The organism is Actimicrobium sp. CCI2.3, assembly GCF_035019065.1.
Classification (GTDB): domain Bacteria; phylum Pseudomonadota; class Gammaproteobacteria; order Burkholderiales; family Burkholderiaceae_D; genus Actimicrobium.
In genome coordinates, this window is the sequence record NZ_JASJWR010000010.1 from 93333 (window position 1) to 112646 (window position 19314).

The 19314-nt window shown below is 54.3% G+C and carries 21 protein-coding genes; 7 read left to right on the top strand and 14 right to left on the bottom strand.

All coding sequences use genetic code 11. The annotated features are described in order from the left end of the window. Positions 1 to 23 precede the first annotated feature (23 nt). Both murJ and QN370_RS07850 read left to right on the top strand, forming a co-directional pair. Positions 24 to 1574: a murein biosynthesis integral membrane protein MurJ gene (murJ, locus tag QN370_RS07845; RefSeq protein WP_322128512.1), complete on the top strand. Its 1551-nt coding sequence runs from the start codon at positions 24 to 26 to the stop codon at positions 1572 to 1574. Next, positions 1571 to 2404, top strand: a complete 834-nt coding sequence (locus QN370_RS07850; RefSeq protein ID WP_322128513.1) for a SirB1 family protein — start codon at positions 1571 to 1573, stop codon at positions 2402 to 2404. Before murJ ends, QN370_RS07850 begins: the two co-directional genes overlap by 4 nt. Positions 2405 to 2419: 15 nt before the next feature. Here QN370_RS07850 and QN370_RS07855 read toward each other — a convergent pair whose 3' ends face one another. Beyond that, the gene (locus QN370_RS07855) at positions 2420 to 4324 is read right to left on the bottom strand and encodes an ATP-binding cassette domain-containing protein (RefSeq protein WP_322128514.1); all 1905 of its coding nucleotides are present in this window, start codon (positions 4322 to 4324) and stop codon (positions 2420 to 2422) included. A gap of 690 nt (positions 4325 to 5014) precedes the next feature. Here QN370_RS07855 and QN370_RS07860 point away from each other — a divergent pair. Beyond that, the gene (locus QN370_RS07860; protein ID WP_322128515.1) at positions 5015 to 5497 is read left to right on the top strand and encodes a glycine zipper 2TM domain-containing protein; all 483 of its coding nucleotides are present in this window, start codon (positions 5015 to 5017) and stop codon (positions 5495 to 5497) included. Here QN370_RS07860 and QN370_RS07865 read toward each other — a convergent pair. The 7 genes from QN370_RS07865 to QN370_RS07895 all read right to left on the bottom strand — a co-directional run bounded on the left by QN370_RS07865 (position 5491) and on the right by QN370_RS07895 (position 11830). Further along, positions 5491 to 6174 carry a fumarylacetoacetate hydrolase family protein gene (locus QN370_RS07865; RefSeq protein ID WP_322128516.1) on the bottom strand — a complete coding sequence of 228 codons (684 nt, stop codon included), beginning with the start codon at positions 6172 to 6174 and terminating at the stop codon, positions 5491 to 5493. The genes QN370_RS07860 and QN370_RS07865 overlap by 7 nt on opposite strands. Positions 6175 to 6250: 76 nt before the next feature. Then, a complete protein-coding gene (locus QN370_RS07870; protein ID WP_322128517.1) occupies positions 6251 to 6976 on the bottom strand; it encodes an ABC transporter ATP-binding protein in 726 nt (241 codons plus the stop codon). 26 nt (positions 6977 to 7002) lie between these two features. Further along, positions 7003 to 7773, bottom strand: a complete 771-nt coding sequence (locus tag QN370_RS07875) for an ABC transporter ATP-binding protein (protein ID WP_322128518.1) — start codon at positions 7771 to 7773, stop codon at positions 7003 to 7005. A gap of 8 nt (positions 7774 to 7781) precedes the next feature. After that, positions 7782 to 8996, bottom strand: a complete 1215-nt coding sequence (locus tag QN370_RS07880; protein WP_322128519.1) for an ABC transporter permease subunit — start codon at positions 8994 to 8996, stop codon at positions 7782 to 7784. 11 nt (positions 8997 to 9007) lie between these two features. Next, positions 9008 to 9937, bottom strand: coding sequence for a branched-chain amino acid ABC transporter permease (locus tag QN370_RS07885; RefSeq protein ID WP_322128520.1), 930 nt, complete (start codon positions 9935 to 9937; stop codon positions 9008 to 9010). A gap of 430 nt (positions 9938 to 10367) precedes the next feature. Then, entirely contained in the window at positions 10368 to 11318 is a 951-nt protein-coding gene (gene ispH, locus QN370_RS07890) for a 4-hydroxy-3-methylbut-2-enyl diphosphate reductase (RefSeq protein ID WP_416172183.1), read from the bottom strand. 56 nt (positions 11319 to 11374) lie between these two features. Then, positions 11375 to 11830 (bottom strand): peptidylprolyl isomerase, encoded by a 456-nt coding sequence (locus tag QN370_RS07895; RefSeq protein ID WP_322128522.1) that lies wholly within the window; start codon positions 11828 to 11830, stop codon positions 11375 to 11377. 123 nt (positions 11831 to 11953) lie between these two features. On the opposite strand from QN370_RS07895, the gene radC reads away from it, so the two are divergent. The 3 genes from radC (at position 11954) to rpmG (ending at position 13205) form a co-directional block, all read left to right on the top strand. Further along, positions 11954 to 12628 (top strand): RadC family protein, encoded by a 675-nt coding sequence (gene radC / locus QN370_RS07900; RefSeq protein ID WP_322128523.1) that lies wholly within the window; start codon positions 11954 to 11956, stop codon positions 12626 to 12628. A 150-nt stretch (positions 12629 to 12778) separates the two neighbouring features. Then, positions 12779 to 13015, top strand: coding sequence for a 50S ribosomal protein L28 (rpmB, locus tag QN370_RS07905; RefSeq protein WP_322128524.1), 237 nt, complete (start codon positions 12779 to 12781; stop codon positions 13013 to 13015). A 22-nt stretch (positions 13016 to 13037) separates the two neighbouring features. Further along, the gene (rpmG, locus tag QN370_RS07910) at positions 13038 to 13205 is read left to right on the top strand and encodes a 50S ribosomal protein L33 (protein WP_009667251.1); all 168 of its coding nucleotides are present in this window, start codon (positions 13038 to 13040) and stop codon (positions 13203 to 13205) included. A gap of 169 nt (positions 13206 to 13374) precedes the next feature. On the opposite strand, the gene QN370_RS07915 is transcribed toward rpmG, so the two are convergent. The 6 genes from QN370_RS07915 to QN370_RS07940 all read right to left on the bottom strand — a co-directional run bounded on the left by QN370_RS07915 (position 13375) and on the right by QN370_RS07940 (position 18796). After that, a complete protein-coding gene (locus QN370_RS07915; RefSeq protein ID WP_322128525.1) occupies positions 13375 to 14577 on the bottom strand; it encodes a fatty acid desaturase in 1203 nt (400 codons plus the stop codon). Between the two features lie 91 nt (positions 14578 to 14668). After that, complete coding sequence (locus QN370_RS07920) at positions 14669 to 15640, bottom strand: mechanosensitive ion channel family protein (protein WP_322128526.1); 972 nt, start codon at positions 15638 to 15640, stop codon at positions 14669 to 14671. A 406-nt stretch (positions 15641 to 16046) separates the two neighbouring features. After that, the gene (locus QN370_RS07925) at positions 16047 to 17309 is read right to left on the bottom strand and encodes an RsmB/NOP family class I SAM-dependent RNA methyltransferase (RefSeq protein WP_322128527.1); all 1263 of its coding nucleotides are present in this window, start codon (positions 17307 to 17309) and stop codon (positions 16047 to 16049) included. Between the two features lie 17 nt (positions 17310 to 17326). Then, positions 17327 to 17950, bottom strand: a complete 624-nt coding sequence (purN, locus tag QN370_RS07930) for a phosphoribosylglycinamide formyltransferase (RefSeq protein WP_322128528.1) — start codon at positions 17948 to 17950, stop codon at positions 17327 to 17329. Positions 17951 to 18044: 94 nt separating this feature from the next. Beyond that, entirely contained in the window at positions 18045 to 18443 is a 399-nt protein-coding gene (locus QN370_RS07935; protein ID WP_322128529.1) for a barstar family protein, read from the bottom strand. 38 nt (positions 18444 to 18481) lie between these two features. Next, complete coding sequence (locus QN370_RS07940) at positions 18482 to 18796, bottom strand: ribonuclease domain-containing protein (protein ID WP_416172184.1); 315 nt, start codon at positions 18794 to 18796, stop codon at positions 18482 to 18484. Positions 18797 to 19120: 324 nt separating this feature from the next. On the opposite strand from QN370_RS07940, the gene QN370_RS07945 reads away from it, so the two are divergent. Further along, entirely contained in the window at positions 19121 to 19297 is a 177-nt protein-coding gene (locus QN370_RS07945) for a hypothetical protein (protein ID WP_323581706.1), read from the top strand. Positions 19298 to 19314 lie beyond the last annotated feature (17 nt).

The window sequence follows — 19314 nt, forward strand, 5'->3', positions numbered from 1 at the left end:
TCGAACAGCTATAATCGCGCCCCATGAACCTGCATAAAACGCTCGCCACGATATTCGGCATGACAATGCTATCCCGCATCACCGGTCTGATACGCGACGTCCTCATTACCCGTGCATTCGGCGCTTCCGGTGCCACCGATGCTTTTTTTGTTGCCTTCCGGATTCCTAACCTGCTACGCCGCTTGTTTGCCGAAGGCGCATTTGCCCAGGCATTTGTGCCCATCCTTGCCGAATACCGCAACCAGCGTGGTGATGCCGCCAGCAAATTACTCGCTGATCATGTTGCCACCATCCTGACCTGGGCCTTGTTACTGACCTGCCTTGCCGGAATTATCGGCGCACCCGTGATCGTGTACTTGATGGCCAGCGGCTTGGCGGCCGACCAGGCCGTATTCGACACCACGGTAGTCATGACCCGCATCATGTTTCCCTACATCGGCTTCATGTCGCTGGTCGCGCTGGCTGGCGGCATTCTCAATACCTGGGGCGAGTTTCGCATACCGGCCTTCACACCCGTCCTGCTGAATCTGTCTTTCATCGTTACCTCACTGCTGGTTGCACCACTGCTTGCACAACCGATCTACGCATTGGGCTTTGCGGTATTTTTTGGTGGGTTATTACAACTGGCCATCCAGATACCCGCCTTGCTGCGAATAGGAATGCTGCCGCACATCAAGCTCAATCCGCGTTTTGCGCTGGCAGATCCGGGCGTGCGGCGCGTGTTGAAACAGATGGGGCCAGCGACCTTTGCCGTATCCGTCGCGCAAATCAGTCTGGTCATCAATACCAATATCGCGTCGCATCTTGAACTGGGCAGTGTGTCCTGGCTGTCATTTGCCGACCGCCTGATGGAGTTTCCGACTGCGCTACTGGGCGTCGCATTAGGCACCGTCTTGCTACCAAGCCTGTCGAAGGCCCACGCCAATGGCGACCCGGTCGAATATTCGGCGTTACTGGACTGGGGCCTGCGACTGACTTTCCTGCTGGCCCTGCCGGCGGCTGTCGGACTGGCCACCTTGTCGGAACCCCTCACGGCAACGCTATTTCATTATGGAAAATTCGATGCCCGCGCGGTGTCGATGACTGGCCAGGCGCTGATTGCCTATGGTGTCGGACTAATCGGATTGATCGTCGTGAAGATATTGGCACCGGGCTTTTATGCCAAACAGGATATCCGCACCCCGGTCAAGATCGCTATCGGCGTCCTGATTGCCACCCAGTTGATGAACCTGATTTTCGTGCCTTATCTGGCGTTAGCGGGTCTGGCACTATCGATCGGACTGGGTGCCTGTATTAACGCGATCTTTCTGTACCTCGGCTTGCGTCGACGCGGCATCTACGTTGCCAGGAAGGGATGGGGTATGTTCCTCGTCAAACTGACGGGAGCTCTGTTTCTGATGGGCGGCATCGCGCTATGGGTTGCTGGCAAGTCTGACTGGATCGCGCTGCAGGCACATCCTGTGCAACGCATCGGCATGCTGTTGCTGGTACTCTTGGTCTGTGCCGTCACCTATTTCGGTGCACTGGTTGCAATGGGCTTCAGACCCGCAGACTTCAAGCGAACGGCAGCATGATCACTCCACTGGACTATTTCGCCGCCCTTGTGCAACAAGACACGAGCATTCCGTTGTTTGAAGCCGGACTCACGCTCGCACAAGATAGCGATCCGCAATTCGACCTCGGCGGGGCGCAAGCGGAAGTCGACCGGATGGCAGCGAAATTGCACAAGCGCATACCGACCGACACCGCTCCACTCCAGAAACTACGTTTGCTGAACCACTATTTTTATGGTGAGCTGGGCTTCGGCGGCAACATCAATAACTATTACGATCCAGACAACAGCTATTTGCATCGGGTAACACGAACCCGGCGCGGCATCCCGATTTCTCTGGCAATGATTTATATAGAAATTGCCCAGCAAATCGGACTGGACGTCCGTGGCATTTCCTTTCCTGGCCACTTCCTGATGAAGCTGTCGACACAGGCAGGTGAAATCATCCTCGATCCGGTCAATGGGAGCAGCCTCTCCCGTGAAGAACTGGAAGAACGCCTGGCACCTTTTGCCGAACACATTCGGCAGGCAGGGAAACCCTTGGCGACCTATCTGGAACCGGCCTCGGCACGCGACATCCTGATACGCATGCTGCGCAACCTGAAATCACTCTTTTTTGAATATGATCGCTGGCAATCACTACTGGATGTTCAGCAGCGCTTGCTCATCCTGTTGCCAGGCGATGTCGCCGAGCGACGGGATCGCGGGCTGGCGTACGCGCATCTGGATTGTCCGAACCCGGCGCTTGAGGATATCGAGGCCTACCTGGCTGCACGCCCCGATGCGGTTGATGCTGACGTGCTACGGGAGCGGTTGCCATCGCTCAAGGCGGCAATCCGTCGCATCAACTGAGTTACTCGCCAGGCATCAGCTCTGGCCGCGTGCCTCGATCTGTTCCCATTTTTCCAGCGCCTCCAGCAGTTCACCATCGAGCTTGGCAAAGCGCTGATTCAGACGCTGCAACTCTTCCGGCTTTTGCTTGTAGACATCCGGGTCCGCGAGTTTGGCCGAGATGGTTTTCTGTTCGGCTTCGATACCGGCAATCAGCGCAGGCAAGGCATCGAGTTCACGCTGTTCCTTGTAGCTCAGTTTTTTCTGCTTGGGTGCAGCGGCAACCGGCTCGGATGCCGGCTTCACATCCCCTTTTGCCACCTTGACTACCGGCGACGTCAACGGTACGCGACGCACGCGCTCCCAGTCGGTGTAGCCGCCAATGTACTCGCGCCACATGCCATCGCCTTCAGCGACGATCACTTGCGTGACAACGTTATCGAGGAAGGTGCGGTCATGGCTCACGAGGAAGACCGTGCCCGTGTACTCCTCAAGCAGCTCTTCGAGCAACTCCAGCGTGTCGATATCCAGATCGTTGGTCGGTTCATCGAGCACCAGCACGTTGGCCGGCTTGGCGAACAGACGCGCCAGCAGCAAGCGATTGCGTTCACCGCCAGACAAGGACTTGACCGGGGACCTGGCGCGCTCCGGAGCAAACAGGAAATCATTGAGATAAGTCATCACATGCTTGCGCTGACCGTTGATCTCGACCCAGTCGCTACCAGGAGCAATCGTATCGGCAAGACTGTCGTCCTCATTGAGCTGGGCGCGCATCTGGTCGAAATAGGCGACCTGCAATTTCGTACCCTGCCGGATTACACCGGAATCCGGTTCTTCTTGACCCAGAATCATCTTCAGCAAGGTCGTCTTGCCGGCACCATTAAGCCCGATCAAACCGACCTTGTCGCCGCGCAATAATGTCGCGCTGAAATCACGCACGATGACCTTGTTGCCGTAACTCTTGTTGATGCCGTCGAGTTCGGCAACGATTTTCCCTGATCGCTCGCCAGCGGACACATCGAGTCGCACCTGGCCTTGCTGGTCACGACGAACGCTGCGCGTCGTGCGCAGGGCTTCGAGACGCCGCACACGCCCTTCATCCCGGGTCCGGCGTGCCTGCACACCCTTACGGATCCAGACTTCTTCCTGCGCCAGGAATTTATCAAACTTGGCGTTCTCGACTTCTTCGATTTCGATCTGCTCCGCCTTGCGTAACTGATAGGCAGTGAAATTGCCCGGAAAGGACAGCAAACGGCCTCGATCAAGTTCGATGATGCGGGTGGCGACGTTGTCCAGAAAGCTCCGGTCATGAGTAATAAACAAGACGCTGCCCTTGTAGTCGCGCAGCAAGCCTTCAAGCCAAAGAATGGACGTGAAGTCCAGATGGTTGGTTGGCTCATCGAGCAGCAGAACATCAGGCGAACTGACCAGCGCGCAAGCCAGTGCCACGCGTTTTTGCATACCGCCTGATAGCGTCCCCATCAACGACGTGGCATCCAGATTGAGGCGGTCCAGTGTGGTCTCGACCTTGTTATTCAGATTCCACGCGTCGGCCGCATCCAGCTTGAGCTGGATTTCATGCATCCGCTCCATCAACGCTTCGTCATCGTCACCACCAAACTGCCCCGTCAGCACGTCGTATTCTTTGAGCAGCGCCTGCATCTCGCCCATGCCGGACGCCACCGCATCAAACACCGAAATATCCCGGTCAAAGTGGGGTTCCTGGTCGACATAGGTAATTTTCACGCCTTGCTGCATGACCAGCAGACCGTCATCCAGTTTCGATTGTCCTGCCAGCACTTTCAACAGAGACGATTTGCCCGTGCCGTTGCGGCCGATCAAACCGACCCGCTCAGTGGTTTCAAGGGAAAATTCTGCACGGTCGAGCAAGGGAACGTGGCCGAATGCGAGTTGTGCATTGGAAAGTGAGATGACTGCCATAAGTAGCTGGGATGCCTGAAGTGAAGGGGCGCGTACGCCTGGCGCACTGCCGATAAATCGATGGGAAGTGCGCATTGTACCGACTCCCGGCAACATGTTGCCATGTCGCGGTGGGTTTTTGCTGCATTGCGCCAGGTGCCGATACGAAACGAGATGAAATAACCGGACCGGAGTATGCGAAAATGCGGTTGCACTGCCCCCGTAGCTCAGTGGATAGAGCGATCCCCTCCTATTGATTTGGGCATCGGGTTCCGAAAGGTCCCGCATGAATGGAGTCAAATTCGGTGAACCCTGACAGGTCATGCTGTTGGCAACGCCGAGCCAAGCCCGATGTCGATCGGGAAGGTGTAGAGACTAGACGGCTCCCTCCTGTCGTGCTGCAACATGGCACCATGGAGAAGGCATAGTCCAGACTGCAAACGGCACAGCCGGTGGCGAAAGCCATAGCGGGATGAAGGGATAGGTCACACGTTCGATCCGTGTCGGGGGCACCATCACTTATTTGTCGATCACTGGCAAAGTAATCGAAAAGCCAACACTCTCTTACATTTTCTGCGTCATTCCACTAGTTCTGCCGTGCGTTAATTGACACGCGTCGTGAGCGCATTGATCGGCAGCATTGCTAATGTGCGCTACCGTACGGCCTCATACCAGCCGGTCAAATACACTACTCAATTCACTGGAGAAATCATGAAAAACACTATTGCCCTGGCCGCCACAGTCCTTTTTGCTTCAAGCATGCTCGCTGGTTGCGCCGCGCCGTATCAGCAACCGTACAACTCGCAAAATTATTCCCAGCCATCGTCGCAAGGCTATAACAACCAGCAAGGTAACAACACCCAATACGGCGTGATCGACTCGATCCAGGTGTCGCGCGCGGCTAACTCCAGCGGTATTGGTGCCGGCGCTGTCGTTGGCGGGCTCGTCGGTGGACTTTTAGGCAATCAGGTTGGTGGCGGTACGGGTCGTGCCGTCGCCACCGCAGCGGGCGTGGTTGGCGGTGCCGTCGTTGGCAATCAGGTCGAGCAGAACCGTTCAGCCGGCCGCGAAGTCTATCAAGTCAATGTCCGCCTCGACAGCGGTCAATATGAAGCCATCACGCTGGACAACGTCAATGACCTGCGCGTTGGCAATCGTGTCCGCGTCGAAAATGGCCGCGTCTACCGTTACTGATCGATCCTGACCTGCAGACTGCCAAGTCCTTCAATGCGGCCCTCGAGCAGGTCACCTGGCACGACCGCAGCGACTCCAGCGGGGGTACCTGTAAAAATCAGATCCCCGGCCTGCAGTTCAAAGAGCGTGGATAACTGCGCAATCGTTTCCGCAACGCTCCAGATCATGTTGCCAAGGACACTAGCCTGGACCGGCATGCCGTTGACATGAAGACTGATCGTCCCGGTCGGCACATTGCGATGCAATGGCCCGATCGGTGCCGAATGGTCAAATCCTTTCCCGGTACACCATGGGCGACCGAGCTTCTTGGCAGCACCCTGCAAGTCACGCCGTGTCATATCGAGTCCAATGGCATAACCCCAGATGTGCGCGACCGCGTCTTCGACAGCAATCTCCTTTCCGCCACGGCCGATTGCAACCACCAGTTCGATTTCATGCTGCAAATCCTGCGTCATCGGAGGGTACGGCATGACGCCAACATTGCCTTCCGCTACTGGCAACACGGCATCGGCCGGCTTCATGAAAAAGAAAGGTGCCTCACGACCGGTGTCGCCCATTTCAATGGCGTGCTCGGCGTAGTTGCGTCCGACGCAATAAATGCGGTGAACCGGAAATAGCTCGGTCGAACCGGCAACAGGAACCGAGGCTTGCGCAGGCGGAAGAAATACGAATGTCATGAGTGTTCCTTGAGTCAGAATAAAAAAGCCATGCCGGCAGTCGCGGGCATGGCGCTGTGCGCGTGGTCAACCTATCTCATCCCTCGCCGAGATAGGCTTCCTTCACACGCGGATCATCAAGCATGTCGGCAGCGGTCCCGGTCATTGTGATCAATCCGGAATCCATCACATAACCACGATGAGCCGCCTGCAATGCCAGCTTGGCATTCTGCTCCACCAGCAGGATCGTTACACCCTCGGCAGAGACCGTGCGTACTACCTCAAAAATTTTCTCCACCATGATGGGCGACAAACCCATCGATGGCTCATCGAGCAATAGCAGCTTGGGATGCGACATCAATGCACGCGCCATCGCCAGCATCTGTTGCTCGCCGCCGGACAAGGTGCCCGCCATTTGCGAAGCGCGCTCCTTCAATCGCGGGAACACCGAAAACCACTTGTCGATATCAGCACTGATACCGGCCTTGTCGTTGCGGGTATAAGCACCCATCAACAGATTTTCGTGGATCGACATGCGGGTAAACACACCGCGCCCCTCCGGTACCATGGCGAGGTTTTTCTTGACCAGGTCAAAAGAACCGACACCCTTGATCGCCTCACCCGCGTACTCGATATGACCTTCAACGCGACAGTTGGGCAAGGTACCGGTGATGGCCTTGAGGGTCGTAGTCTTACCGGCACCATTGGCACCAATTAATGTAATTAACTCACCCTTGTTGACTTCAAGGTCGATGCCCTTGACGGCCTGGATACCGCCGTAAGCGACTTTCAGGCCACTGATCCTCAGTACATTCTCGCGCATGGTTGAACTGCTTTCATTGGCAACCATTAATGGGACCCTCCGAGATAGGCTTCAATGACGGCCGGATTTTTCTGGACATCGGCTGGCACCCCTTCGGCGATCGGCTTGCCATAATCCAGCACGGTGATGCGGTCGCACAAACCCATCACCAGTTTCACGTCGTGTTCGATCAGCAGAATGGTTTTTCCTTCGGCTTTGATTTTGACCAGCAACTCCCGCAGCGCCAGTTTTTCGGTGGCATTCATACCGGCTGCAGGCTCATCGAGCGCCAGCAGTTGCGGGTCGGTTGCCAGTGCGCGCGCAATTTCCAGCCGGCGCTGGTCACCATACGATAAATGCCGTGCCGTACGATCGGCAAACTTCGCGATACCAACGAAGTCGAGTAATTCCAGCGCACGTTTGCGGATATTGGCTTCTTCATCGCGTGCTGCCTTGAACCGAAACACCGCACCGAATACACCCTGATGAGTGCGGACATGCCGCCCTACCATGACATTTTCCATTGCGGTCATTTCACCAAACAACCGGATATTCTGAAAAGTACGTGCAATACCCGCCTTGGCAACTTCATGCGGTGCCGACGGGGAATAGGGCTTTCCGGCCAATTCAAAGCTACCTGTGTCCGCCTGGTACAAGCCCGTAATGACATTAAAGAAGGTTGTCTTGCCGGCACCGTTCGGACCTATCAGGCCATAAATCTGGCCTTTCGTAATCTTCATGTTGACGCCCGACAAGGCTTGCAATCCGCCGAAACGCTTGGTCACGCCGGCAATATTTAGAATGATTTGTTCGCTCATGTTGATCCTCAGGCTGCCACTATGCCGGTTGCTTTTTCGGGCTTGTCGATGTCGCCATCAGGCCGGTCTTCGTGCTTCGGAGCTGGCCACAGTCCGGCCGGACGACTGAGCATGATGACAACCATGGCCAGACCGTACAGCAACTGGCGCAGCACTTCGGCATCGACCCAGACCTTGCCGAAAATCGCCATCTGGATTGGCTCCACCGTATGCCGCAATACTTCAGGAAGCGCAGCGAGGATAATGCCACCCAGAATGACACCTGGAATATGCCCCATCCCGCCCAGCACCACCATGGCTAGCACGGCGATGGATTCCGTCAGCGAAAACGATTCCGGCGAGACAAAACCCTGAAACGAGGCAAACATCGAACCCGCCACGCCACCAAATGAGGCTCCCATGGCGAACGCCAGTAATTTGACATTCCGGGTATTGATCCCCATCGCCTTGGCCGCGATTTCATCTTCGCGAATCGCGACCCACGCGCGACCCAGGCGGGAATCCTGCAAGCGAACCGAGACGAAAATAATGCCGATGCATAGCGCCAGGAAAAAATAGTAGTAGGCATTGACTGAAGGCATCGAAAAATTACCGAAGATCAGATTCGCCCTGCTGCCAGGCTCACCAGCCAATGACACGCCAAAGATCCTGATCGGATCGATCATGTTGATACCTTGCGGACCATTGGTGATATTGACCGGACCGTTGAGGTTATTCATGAAGATTCGGATGATTTCGCCGAAACCGAGTGTCACGATCGCCAGATAATCGCCACGTAATTTCAGTGTCGGAGCACCGAGCAGCGCACCGAACACCCCTGCAAACAAGGCGCTCAGCGGGACGATAAACCAGATCGACAAGTGAATGCCCTGCTCGCGTATCTCAGGTCCGAACAACGACACCAGCGCATTGCCAATCGCCGGGTACTGGTTGACAAACGACTCCAGCACGACGGCAAACTGTGGTGACGCCAGCAACGCCGTCAGATAGGCACCCAGCGCATAGAATGCGATGTAACCGAGATCGAGCAAGCCGGCAAAACCGACGACGATGTTGAGTCCCAACGCCAGCATGATGTAGAGCAGCGCGAAGTCCATGATGCGCACCCATGAATTGCCGTAATTCTGAGCAATAAACGGAAACACAAGAACGATGAGGGCGATGATGCCCATCCCGACATATGCCTTGAGCGGGTTGGTCTTGGTATCGAAATAATTGGCCATGAATATCCCCTTTACGCGCGGTCAGCCACACGCTCGCCCATGATGCCGGACGGTCGCAAGGTCAGCACGATGATCAGTACCACGAACGCAAAAATGTCCTGATAGTGACTACCGAGGAAACCGCCTGTCAGGTCGCCAATGTAGCCGGCCCCGAGGCTTTCGATCAGCCCGAGCAGGATGCCACCCAGCATCGCGCCGTAAATGTTGCCGATCCCTCCCAGCACTGCTGCCGAAAAGGCCTTCAATCCTGGCACGAAGCCCATCGCAAACTGAGCCGACGCATACGTTGCTCCCCACATCACGCCAGCGACAGCAGCGAGCGCAGCACCAATCGCAAAGGTCAAGACGATCACCGCGTTGGAATCGACCCCCATCAGTCCGGCAACGCGGGGATTTTCTGCGGTAGCGCGCATCGCCCTTCCCATCTTGGTTTTTTCAACAAGCAAGACAAGACCAAACATCGATATCCCGGCCAGCACCAGCAACATCACTTGCGTCGGTGAAATCAGCGCGCCCATGATGTGATAGGAATCTGCGGAAATCACTTGCGGGAAAGCGATCGGACTACGGCCCCAGATCATCATTGCGAACGTCTGCAACAGGATGGAGACGCCAATGGCGGTAATCAGCGGAGCCAGGCGTGGCGCGTTACGCAACCGGCGATAAGCGACTCGCTCGATCAGTAAATTTACTGCAATGCAGATTGGAATCGCACCGCAAATGGCAATAATTATCTTCACGACACCTGGTAAATCGGGTGCAACGACTTGCACGATCTTGAGGATCGTCAAGCCTGCCATCGCTCCGATCATCAACACGTCACCGTGCGCAAAGTTAATCAGGTTAAGTACGCCATAGACCATCGTGTAACCAAGGGCAATCAACGCATACATGCTGCCGAGCACCAAGCCGTTGATAATTTGCTGGATGAAAGTGTCCATGATGGTGTGTTTCTTTCTCAAAAAACCCGGTTTCTACCGGTTTCACAAACAAACTGGAATCGCTTGACCTCGACTAGTCGAAATCCGCGTGGATAACAAAGCGGCACCCGTTTCGATTGCCTGGGTGCCGCCTGTGCCTGCGCTCAGCAACAGGACCTGATAAGACCATACCTCAAGCAAATGCCGCAGTACATTTAGCAAAGTACATGCAACAAAGTTAGCTGCTAATGCAAAATCCGGAGCGGTCCGCTCGAGGCAAGCGCCGGATTCTATAGCGTGTTCGTTGTCGCGTCAGATTATTTGACTTCCGTGACCAAAAAAATCTCTCACCACCGACCTATCAATTTAATATAAATAATAAAATCTGCGTGACCGATGATAACGATGAAGCTGAAAAACTATCCATGGAAAATCAAACAACGGGCTGAATTTAGTTCTGGGACGGTAATTCCGCGATCAATCCTTTGGGGAGTGGGAACGTCACATGTTCTTGCGCGCCGTCGAGTACACGTACGCTTCGTGCACCAAAGGTTTTCAATCGGTCGATGACTGCCTGAACGAGCACTTCCGGAGCGGACGCGCCAGCGGTAACTCCAATGCGCTGCTTGCCCTCAAGCCAGGCCGGATCGATTTGTTCGGCGTTGTCGACCATGAACGAAGGCACGCCTTTTTTCTGGGCGACTTCGCGCAAACGGTTTGAATTGGAGCTGTTCGGACTTCCCACCACGATCACCACCTCGACCTGTGGCGCCATGAACTTGACAGCTTCCTGCCGGTTAGTCGTGGCGTAGCAGATATCCCCTTTTTTCGGCTCGGCGATACCGGGAAAGCGCTGCTTGAGCGCTGCGATGATGTCTGCCGTATCGTCAACGGATAAAGTAGTTTGGGAGACGTAAGCAAGCATGTCCGGACGAGCGACTTGAAGGAGTGCCACATCATCAGTGGTCTCGACCAGGTACATGCCCTGCTCCGACTGCCCCATTGTTCCCTCAACCTCCGGATGACCGTCATGTCCGATCATGATGATCTCGCGACCATCGCGACGCATTTTTTCGACTTCAACATGGACCTTCGTCACCAGCGGGCAGGTTGCATCGAAAATACGCAAGCCACGCTCTTCCGCTTCGGCTTTCACTGCCTTCGAGACCCCATGCGCAGAAAACACGACGGTTTGCCCGGTCGGCACATCCGCCAGTTCCTCGATAAAAATAGCACCCTTCGTGCGCAGGTCATCAACGACATAAGCGTTATGGACAATTTCATGCCGCACGTAGATCGGTGCGCCAAACTGAATCAACGCCCGTTCGACGATTTCAATGGCGCGGTCCACTCCGGCACAAAATCCACGTGGCTGCGCCAGCAAAATTTCCTTGTTACTCATCATCTTGATGCCCTTAAAAACCTATATGAAATAAACCACGCCGAGAGCGGTTTAACTTACAAGATACCAATAATTCTGACTTCAAATTTCAACGATTGCCCTGCTAACGGGTGATTGAAATCAAAGACGGTATCTTCACCGTTCAATTCGCGCAGCACGCCGGCGAACCGCCCACCGCCTGGCGCATTGAATTCGACCACATCTCCGATCGCATACTGCTCCCCGAACTGTGAGTTTTCAGCCAACGTGGCGCGTGACACGCGCTGGACGAGCGCAGGATTACGCGGGCCAAAAGCTTCGTCGGGCAAGAGTTGAAACGTTTCGTTGGCACCCTCCGGCAAGCCCAGCAAACGCTGCTCAAGAAACGGTGCGAGCTGACCGCACCCCAACTGCAGCGTGGCAGGATTGCCATTGAACGTTGTAACGATTTCGGTGCCATCTGGTGTGGCAAGACGGTAGTGCAGGGTAAGGTAAGCGCCGTCCGTGACAACCGGCTGTTGGATAAGCGACATCAAATATTCCCGAATGACAAATGAGTCCCTATTTTAAGCCACGATGACACAAGACCCTGCCGCACCCGTCAAATGATCGCGTAATGTTATTCATTTAACCCTGCGCACACTGCATCGCCCGCTATGGCAATTTCAGACTGGCCCGAAGATCAACGCCCGCGCGAACGACTCATCGTGCATGGCGCTGCAATGCTGTCAGACGCGGAGTTGCTTGCGGTCTTCCTTCGTATTGGCGTCGCAGGTAAAAGTGCAGTGGATCTCGCACGTGACATGGTTGCCCACTTTGGTTCGCTCAATGGTCTTTTCCAGGCCAGCGTGGATCAATTTTCGGCACTGCATGGCCTGGGACCGGCCAAGTTTGCTCAACTGCAGGCAGTCATGGAGCTGGCAAAACGTGCTCTTGCAGAACAATTACAAAAAGGAATGACTTTGTCCTCCCCTCAAATGGTGAAACACTATTTGCAATTATTACTCGCCCATAAATGCTACGAATCATTCACCGTATTGTTCGTTGATGTTGGCAATCGACTGATTGCAACCGAAGAATTGTTCCGAGGCACGCTAACTCACGCCAGTGTCTATCCTCGCGAAGTCATCAAGGCAGCACTGCGTCACAATGCTGCTGCGCTGCTTCTGGCGCACAACCATCCCTCCGGAATAGCGGTACCCAGCCAGTCTGATCATGCCCTGACGCAAACACTCAAGAGCGCACTTGCGATGATCGACGTGAAGGTACTCGATCACTTCATCGTCGCCGGGAACGAGGTATATTCTTTCGCTGAACACGGCGCAGTATGAGAAGCATCGCGCTGTTTAGCGACACTCACCACATTGTTAAATTTAAAATTGACATAAGACACAATTGTTTTTCGCAAGTCGTTGAATAACCTCATTTATTTGGTTATACTCACTTTTTTTCCAATTTCGGAAACTATTAAGGAGTGAGATATGGCACGAGTTTGCCAAGTCACCGGGAAAAAGCCGATGGTCGGTAATAATGTTTCCCATGCAAATAACAAAACGAAACGCCGATTTTTGCCTAACCTGCAACGTCGTCGCATTTTCGTTGAGTCCGAGAACCGTTGGGTTTCCCTGCGGCTGTCCAACGCTGGTTTGCGTACCATCGACAAGCTCGGCATTGATGCCGTTCTGGTAGACATGCGCGCCCGCGGCGAAAAAGTCTAACTAGCAGAATAAAGGAACCATCATGGCTAAATCTGGCCGCGACAAAATCAAACTGGAATCGACTGCAGGCACGGGTCACTTCTACACGACTACAAAGAACAAGCGTACAACCCCGGAAAAAATGTCGATCATGAAATTCGATCCGAAAGTACGCAAGCACGTTGAATACAAAGAAACAAAGATCAAGTAATTGATCGCAGTTCGATCCATCGAACATCAAAGCCGGTCGCACTTGCGAGCGGCTTTTTTTTGCCTGTTATTGTTGTACTCACGGAAAACAAGTTGGATGAATGCAAAAAAAGGCCCCTTTAAAAGGACCTTTTTTTATTTTGCGCCGAGAATACCAGCCAAACCGGAAATCAGGCGTAACTGCGCAGCCGAAGCGAAAATTCCTGCAAAGCCCTGATGCCAGATGCTTCAGCACGTGTGCACCAATCCTGCAATTGCAGCAGCAACTGATCACGGCTGCTGTGCGAACGCTCCCAGATAGCACTCAGCTCGATACGCATCTCATGCATTGTCTGCAATGGCTTGCTGTGTAAAAAAAGCTCTCGCAACTGCTGTTGCTGGGGAGCCTCCAGCTTTGCTGGCTCACGATGCAACAATCGTTTCGACGACTTCAGAAATCCCGATTCCAGGTTCGCTTTGCCGCGCAGTTGCTCTTGCTCAGCATGCCAGGTCGACCGTAAAGACTTGGCATATTTCGACATCACGTCGTAGCGGTTCGAGATCACAGATTGCAATGTATCGAAATCAGCGACAAGCTTCATCCGGTCAAATTTCGGCTGAGGTGCAATTTTCTTGACCTTTGCCAACCCAACAATTTCCATCATCCGGATATACATCCAACCGATATCGAATTCGTACCACTTCGATGACAGCTTCGCAGAAGTGCCGAACGTGTGGTGGTTGTTATGGAGCTCTTCGCCACCGATCAGAATACCAATCGGGAAAATATTCCGTGATGCATCTGTACTGTCGTAGTTACGATAGCCCCAGTAATGGCCGATGCCGTTAATGATGCCTGCAGCAGTGATCGGAATCCAGATCATCTGGACCGCCCATACCGTCAACCCAAGCACACCGAACAGCATCACATTAACAATTAACATGAGGCCGACACCCTGCCAGCTGAACCGCGTGTAGAGATTCTTTTCAATCCAGTCATCCGGAGTACCGTGACCATACTTGTCGATGGTCTCCATGTTCTTGGATTCGGTGCGATACATTTCAGAACCGGTTAGCAGGACAGCCTTGATGCCACGCGTGACCGGGCTGTGTGGATCGTCGACGGTTTCGCATTTGGCGTGATGCTTGCGATGCACTGCGGCCCATTCCTTGGTGACCATACCCGTCGTTAACCACAACCAGAAACGGAAAAAATGGCTCGGGATGGCATGTAATTCCAACGCACGATGCGCCTGATGGCGGTGAAGGTAAATCGTGACGCCAGCAATCGTAATATGCGTAACGATCAGCGAATAAATGACGACTTGCCAGACACTCGCACCGGTCAAGCCATTAGACAGGAAGTCGAGAACTGCGTTAAAGACAGTGTTCAAAATAGCACTACTCCACGGTTAGAAAATTTTTGCTGATTGCGCTGGGCCAGCGCATCTGCTTGTAGTAATTTGGATGTGAATTGTACCCGCTTTACTCGGTGTCACCCGAAGTTGACGGAGCAAGATCTTTCGCTATCGGCGGCACTCCGACTACCGGCATCGGCTCATTGAGTATGCGAATCTCTCGCTGGCTATACGGGATACGGATGTTATTGGATTTCAGCACTTTCCAGACCGCCAAATTGACTTCGGATGTGACGCCGAAGGTACCATTTTCGGGATCAACAATCATGAACCCAAGTTCAATCTCCAATCCATCTGGACCAAAGAATCGCAGCACCGCGCTCGGCGGCGATTCTTTCGAGACCCGGGGCACGGTCGCAGCGGCGGCGTCTAGCATCGGCAACAGTTTCTCGATATCGGTATCGTAGGTGACGGTCACCTTGGTGCTCAAGCGCAACAAGCGGTCCGACAATGAAAAGTTTTGCATCGGCCCGGATACAAACAACTCGTTAGGAATCACTGATTCAACACCATCAAGTCCGCGCAATACCGTGTAACGCGTATTGATCCGGGTAACCTGACCGTAATACTTATCGACTGTAACCATATCGCCGATCGCCATGCTGCGCTCAAGCAATATGACAAATCCCGATATGTAACTCCCGACAATTTTTTGCAAACCCAGCCCAATTCCTACACCGAGCGCACCACCAAAAACCGACAGGACAGTCAGATCGATTCCGACCAGAGAAAGACTGACCAACACGGCGATCAAGATCAGGACAGCGCGCGCCATACGCGCCATCACCGCCCGGATCGAAGAATGCACCGAGTCGAGTCGCATCAAGCGCTGCTCAAGTGCTGCCCCGGCCCATAATGCGACCATTAAGGTTCCCATCACAGAGGCGACTGCCTGCAGGATCGTCAATAGCGATACTTTGTAGCGACCTAACGGCAGCACCGTTTTTTCCAGCAGATCGATCAGATCGGGCCACAAACCGGTAATGTAGAGCGCGAAGCCGATCCAGACGCAGGCAGCAACCAACTTCTCGATCGACACGACACTGGCACTGACCTGTCGGCCACGAGAAAAGGCGCGACGCAACACATAGAAACTCAGTCGCACAAGAACGAACGACGCCAATAGCGGAATGGCGACACGCAATATATTGATGTGCTGAGTTTGAGCCAGGATAGGACGCGCCAACAAGACCAGACAAAGGCTAATCGTTGGTGCCAGCACGCGAGAAAAGCTTTCCAGCCCGATCCGCAATATCCCGTCATCTTGCGATCGGCGAAGGAAAGCAGAACGGATCAGACGTGCCAGCGACCATCCGAGCAACAAGCAACCGGCGATGGCACCCATTTGCCAGAGCACGCCAGGCTCTCGCAAATCGGACCATAGGTCACTTAACAAATCGAAAACAAAATTAAATGGCATGGGCAGTGCGCTCGCGCGCCTCCGGTCAGACTGTTTTTATACGCTCGAATACCGCAGCAAAAAAACCATCGGTCTGGTGCTGGCTCGGTGTCAGCTTCAGATAGTCCTGCATTTCCAGTTCCACTCGTTGTTCGGCCAGCACACTTTTCATGGGTACCAGAACGAAATCGGCGTGCGCAGCCAGGAATGCAGTAACGATAGCTTCGTTTTCTTCATCCAGCAAACTGCACGTAGCGTACACCAGCCGACCGCCCGTCTTGACCATGCGGGCTGCGCCAGCAAGGATCGATATTTGCTTGACATTGAGTTCGGCGACACCGACCAGTGTCTGACGCCATTTGACATCCGGATTGCGACGTAGCGTACCGAGTCCGCTACAAGGTGCATCGACAAGGACGCGATCAATCTTGCCAGCAAGTCGCTTGATCTTGGCATCATTTTCATGAGCAATCAGGACCGGATGCACATTGGACAAGCCGCTACGGGCCAGTCGTGGCTTGAGCTTGGCCAGACGCTTCTCGGAAATATCGAATGCATACAAGCGACCGGTATTACGCATCGCGGCACCCAGAGCGAGCGTTTTTCCACCGGCACCAGCACAAAAGTCGACAACCATCTCACCACGCTTGGCACCGACGATTTGTGCCAGCAGTTGGCTACCTTCATCCTGCACTTCGATCAGACCATCCCTGAATAACGGCAAATTCTGCAAGGCAGGTTTTTTCAGCACGCGCAGGCCGACGGGCGAAAACGGCGTGACTTCCGCGAGAATTGGGGCCTCTGCAAGTGCCGTCATGACTTCTTCGCGCGATGCCTTGATCACGTTGACGCGCAAGTCCAGCGGAGCTGGTTCGTTGAGTGCTGCCGCCAGCGCCAGCGCACCCTCCTCGCCTTCACGCGCCACCAGTTTATCGAACAGCCATTGCGGCAAGTTTGAACGCATCAAGGGAGGCAATAGCGTTCTGTCGATTTGCATCGTGTGCTCAAGCCAGGCGGTCTCCTCCTCACTCAATCCACCCAGCGAGTCGGCACCCACTGCACCGGCCAGACCTAGCAAGGTCATGCGTCGCATCGTCGGACCATTGCCGGATTCGGAAAAACTGGTGTAGACCGATTTGTTACGCAAGACGCCGTAGATACCTTCGGCGATGGCACCACGCTCGCGCGAGCCGAGCTTCGGATGTTCACGAAAAAAACGCGATAGTGTGCCGTCGGCCGGGCCAGTAAAGCGCAGGATATCGCGCAGGATTTCTTCGGTGCTGGTAACAATTGCGGGAGGCAATCTCATGGAATTTCTCTCAAAAATTAGGCGGTGCCAGTTAATTCGGTCGCCAGCAGAACCTGGCCATCGCGCAGACTCAAGCGTCCGTCGACAAACCAGCGTACGACTTGCGGATAAAGCAGATGTTCTTTTTCCAGCACGCGTTCGGACAGCGACTGTTCGGTATCGTCTTGCTGCACATCGACCATGGCCTGCGCGATGATCGGACCATGATCCAGGTCGGCGGTGACGAAGTGAACTGTCGCACCGTGCACTTTCACCCCCGCCGCCAGTGCCTGACGGTGGGTTGCCAGTCCGGGAAAACTCGGCAACAAGGAGGGATGGATATTGATCATCCTTCCCTGATAGTGATCGACAAACGAGGGAGTAAGAATGCGCATGAAGCCCGCCAGCACAACCAGGTCCGGTGCATGGAGATCAATCGCGGCTAACAGCGCCGCATCGAAACTCTCGCGTGACGAATAGTCCTTGCTTGGAATGACGACCACGGGAATCTGCAAACTTGCCGCATAGACCAATCCGTCCGCATCAGCACGACTACTGATTACTGCCGCGATTCGGCATGGCCATTGTTCCTTCTGCGCGGCATTGACTATGGCCTGCATGTTACTGCCACGGCCGGAAATCAGGATCACGATATTTCTCATGGCGCGCATTGTACCGTAAGGACCCGGCATTCAAGACTGCTTGCAGGGCCAATCCGGAAGTGGGTCGAGGGCTGGTCGGGACAGGCTGTGAAATCTATTGAAACGAATAAAAAACCCGGAAAGATACTTTCTTCTCAGCCCAGAAATCCGCCGCATCACGAAACACATCGAGCAGCGTTTCCCTTGCTTCCTTGTCGAATTTCGGTGTGTTGGGTAATTGTTCAAGGACGACGAGGAAACCTGGCTGCGGGCCAGCCTTGTACGTCAGATCTGTCAGGCAGTCCGCCAGGGCATCAAAATTCTTTCCGAAGTGCCGCGGAAAATAAAATGACTCGGCAATACATATCAGCACTTGCTGCTTGGTGATCGCATCAGCGCAGTGTGCGTAGAGAAAATGCTGTCCAAGGCGCGCAGCTTCTTCCTGCAATTCGACCACCCGGAACGCACGGATGGACTGCACCGCATTTGGCGGCACGGTTTTAAGCAAACTCATTTCTCCCTCAATTCGAATAATCATTGTGTGGTGCGTAGTTACTGCTCTTCTTTGATACGTCGGAACGACGTGTAATGGTCGGCAGTATAAAAGTAGTCAGCGCCTTGCGGAGGTTGACCGCCAACGACAATCCGGCGAGCACCGCGGTCGCGCGCACCGGGTGTTGGTACTGTGTATTCATGGTAGTACCCGCGTTTTTTCCGTGGCAGTTGTTGTTCATAGTTGCCAAAGACAGAACCGTCTTTTGTATGGGGGAATGGTCCGCCGCGCTTGATCAGCACGAGCGTCGTTCGGGCTTCAGGTGGCAGCGCACTTGCAGCGATGCTCTCCTGCTCCGGCGTTTGCCGGGCCATGACACCCGACGCAAGAATCGCCATGACGCAACCGAGCAGCATTTGTCTTGGCGTCTTGAAGGACACGGTACTTTCCTTGAGGTTGGTATGGCGTCGCGCATGGAAATCTGCGCGCAATCCGACAGGGTAACGTGTTGTGTTGTTCGAATCAACCCGAATCACCACTTGTCGGACGGAGACCACCAGCGCAACGTCGGAAAAACACCCGGACACGTTGCATTACCAACGAAGGCATTGCCCAGAACAGTTTGTTTCAAAAAACGGCAAGACAGGTTCGAGGGGGCTGAAGTTAAATTGAGCGATCAACACTGAAGGAGAATTCTGATGAACAAATCCGTTAGCCGGTTACTGGTCGGGCTCGGCATCACCCTTACTCTGCTGGGCGCAAGCGCCGTTGCAAGAGCGAATGACCGCTCAAGCATCAACTGGTCGGTGAGCGTAGGGGCACCGTACACTTATGCTCCCGCCCCCGTCTATGTCCTGTCTCTTATACACATCTGACGCTGCCGACGAGCGAT

Excerpts from the sequence above, each read along its gene's own strand:
- murJ (WP_322128512.1), top strand. The coding sequence starts at position 24 with ATGAACCTGCATAAAACGCTCGCCACGATATTCGGCATGACAATGCTA.
- QN370_RS07850 (WP_322128513.1), top strand. The coding sequence starts at position 1,571 with ATGATCACTCCACTGGACTATTTCGCCGCCCTTGTGCAACAAGACACG.
- QN370_RS07855 (WP_322128514.1), bottom strand. The coding sequence starts at position 4,324 with ATGGCAGTCATCTCACTTTCCAATGCACAACTCGCATTCGGCCACGTT.
- QN370_RS07860 (WP_322128515.1), top strand. The coding sequence starts at position 5,015 with ATGAAAAACACTATTGCCCTGGCCGCCACAGTCCTTTTTGCTTCAAGC.
- QN370_RS07865 (WP_322128516.1), bottom strand. The coding sequence starts at position 6,174 with ATGACATTCGTATTTCTTCCGCCTGCGCAAGCCTCGGTTCCTGTTGCC.
- QN370_RS07870 (WP_322128517.1), bottom strand. The coding sequence starts at position 6,976 with ATGCGCGAGAATGTACTGAGGATCAGTGGCCTGAAAGTCGCTTACGGC.
- QN370_RS07875 (WP_322128518.1), bottom strand. The coding sequence starts at position 7,773 with ATGAGCGAACAAATCATTCTAAATATTGCCGGCGTGACCAAGCGTTTC.
- QN370_RS07880 (WP_322128519.1), bottom strand. The coding sequence starts at position 8,996 with ATGGCCAATTATTTCGATACCAAGACCAACCCGCTCAAGGCATATGTC.
- QN370_RS07885 (WP_322128520.1), bottom strand. The coding sequence starts at position 9,937 with ATGGACACTTTCATCCAGCAAATTATCAACGGCTTGGTGCTCGGCAGC.
- ispH (WP_416172183.1), bottom strand. The coding sequence starts at position 11,318 with ATGAGTAACAAGGAAATTTTGCTGGCGCAGCCACGTGGATTTTGTGCC.
- QN370_RS07895 (WP_322128522.1), bottom strand. The coding sequence starts at position 11,830 with ATGTCGCTTATCCAACAGCCGGTTGTCACGGACGGCGCTTACCTTACC.
- radC (WP_322128523.1), top strand. The coding sequence starts at position 11,954 with ATGGCAATTTCAGACTGGCCCGAAGATCAACGCCCGCGCGAACGACTC.
- rpmB (WP_322128524.1), top strand. The coding sequence starts at position 12,779 with ATGGCACGAGTTTGCCAAGTCACCGGGAAAAAGCCGATGGTCGGTAAT.
- rpmG (WP_009667251.1), top strand. The coding sequence starts at position 13,038 with ATGGCTAAATCTGGCCGCGACAAAATCAAACTGGAATCGACTGCAGGC.
- QN370_RS07925 (WP_322128527.1), bottom strand. The coding sequence starts at position 17,309 with ATGAGATTGCCTCCCGCAATTGTTACCAGCACCGAAGAAATCCTGCGC.
- purN (WP_322128528.1), bottom strand. The coding sequence starts at position 17,950 with ATGAGAAATATCGTGATCCTGATTTCCGGCCGTGGCAGTAACATGCAG.
- QN370_RS07935 (WP_322128529.1), bottom strand. The coding sequence starts at position 18,443 with ATGAGTTTGCTTAAAACCGTGCCGCCAAATGCGGTGCAGTCCATCCGT.
- QN370_RS07940 (WP_416172184.1), bottom strand. The coding sequence starts at position 18,796 with ATGGCCCGGCAAACGCCGGAGCAGGAGAGCATCGCTGCAAGTGCGCTG.
- QN370_RS07945 (WP_323581706.1), top strand. The coding sequence starts at position 19,121 with ATGAACAAATCCGTTAGCCGGTTACTGGTCGGGCTCGGCATCACCCTT.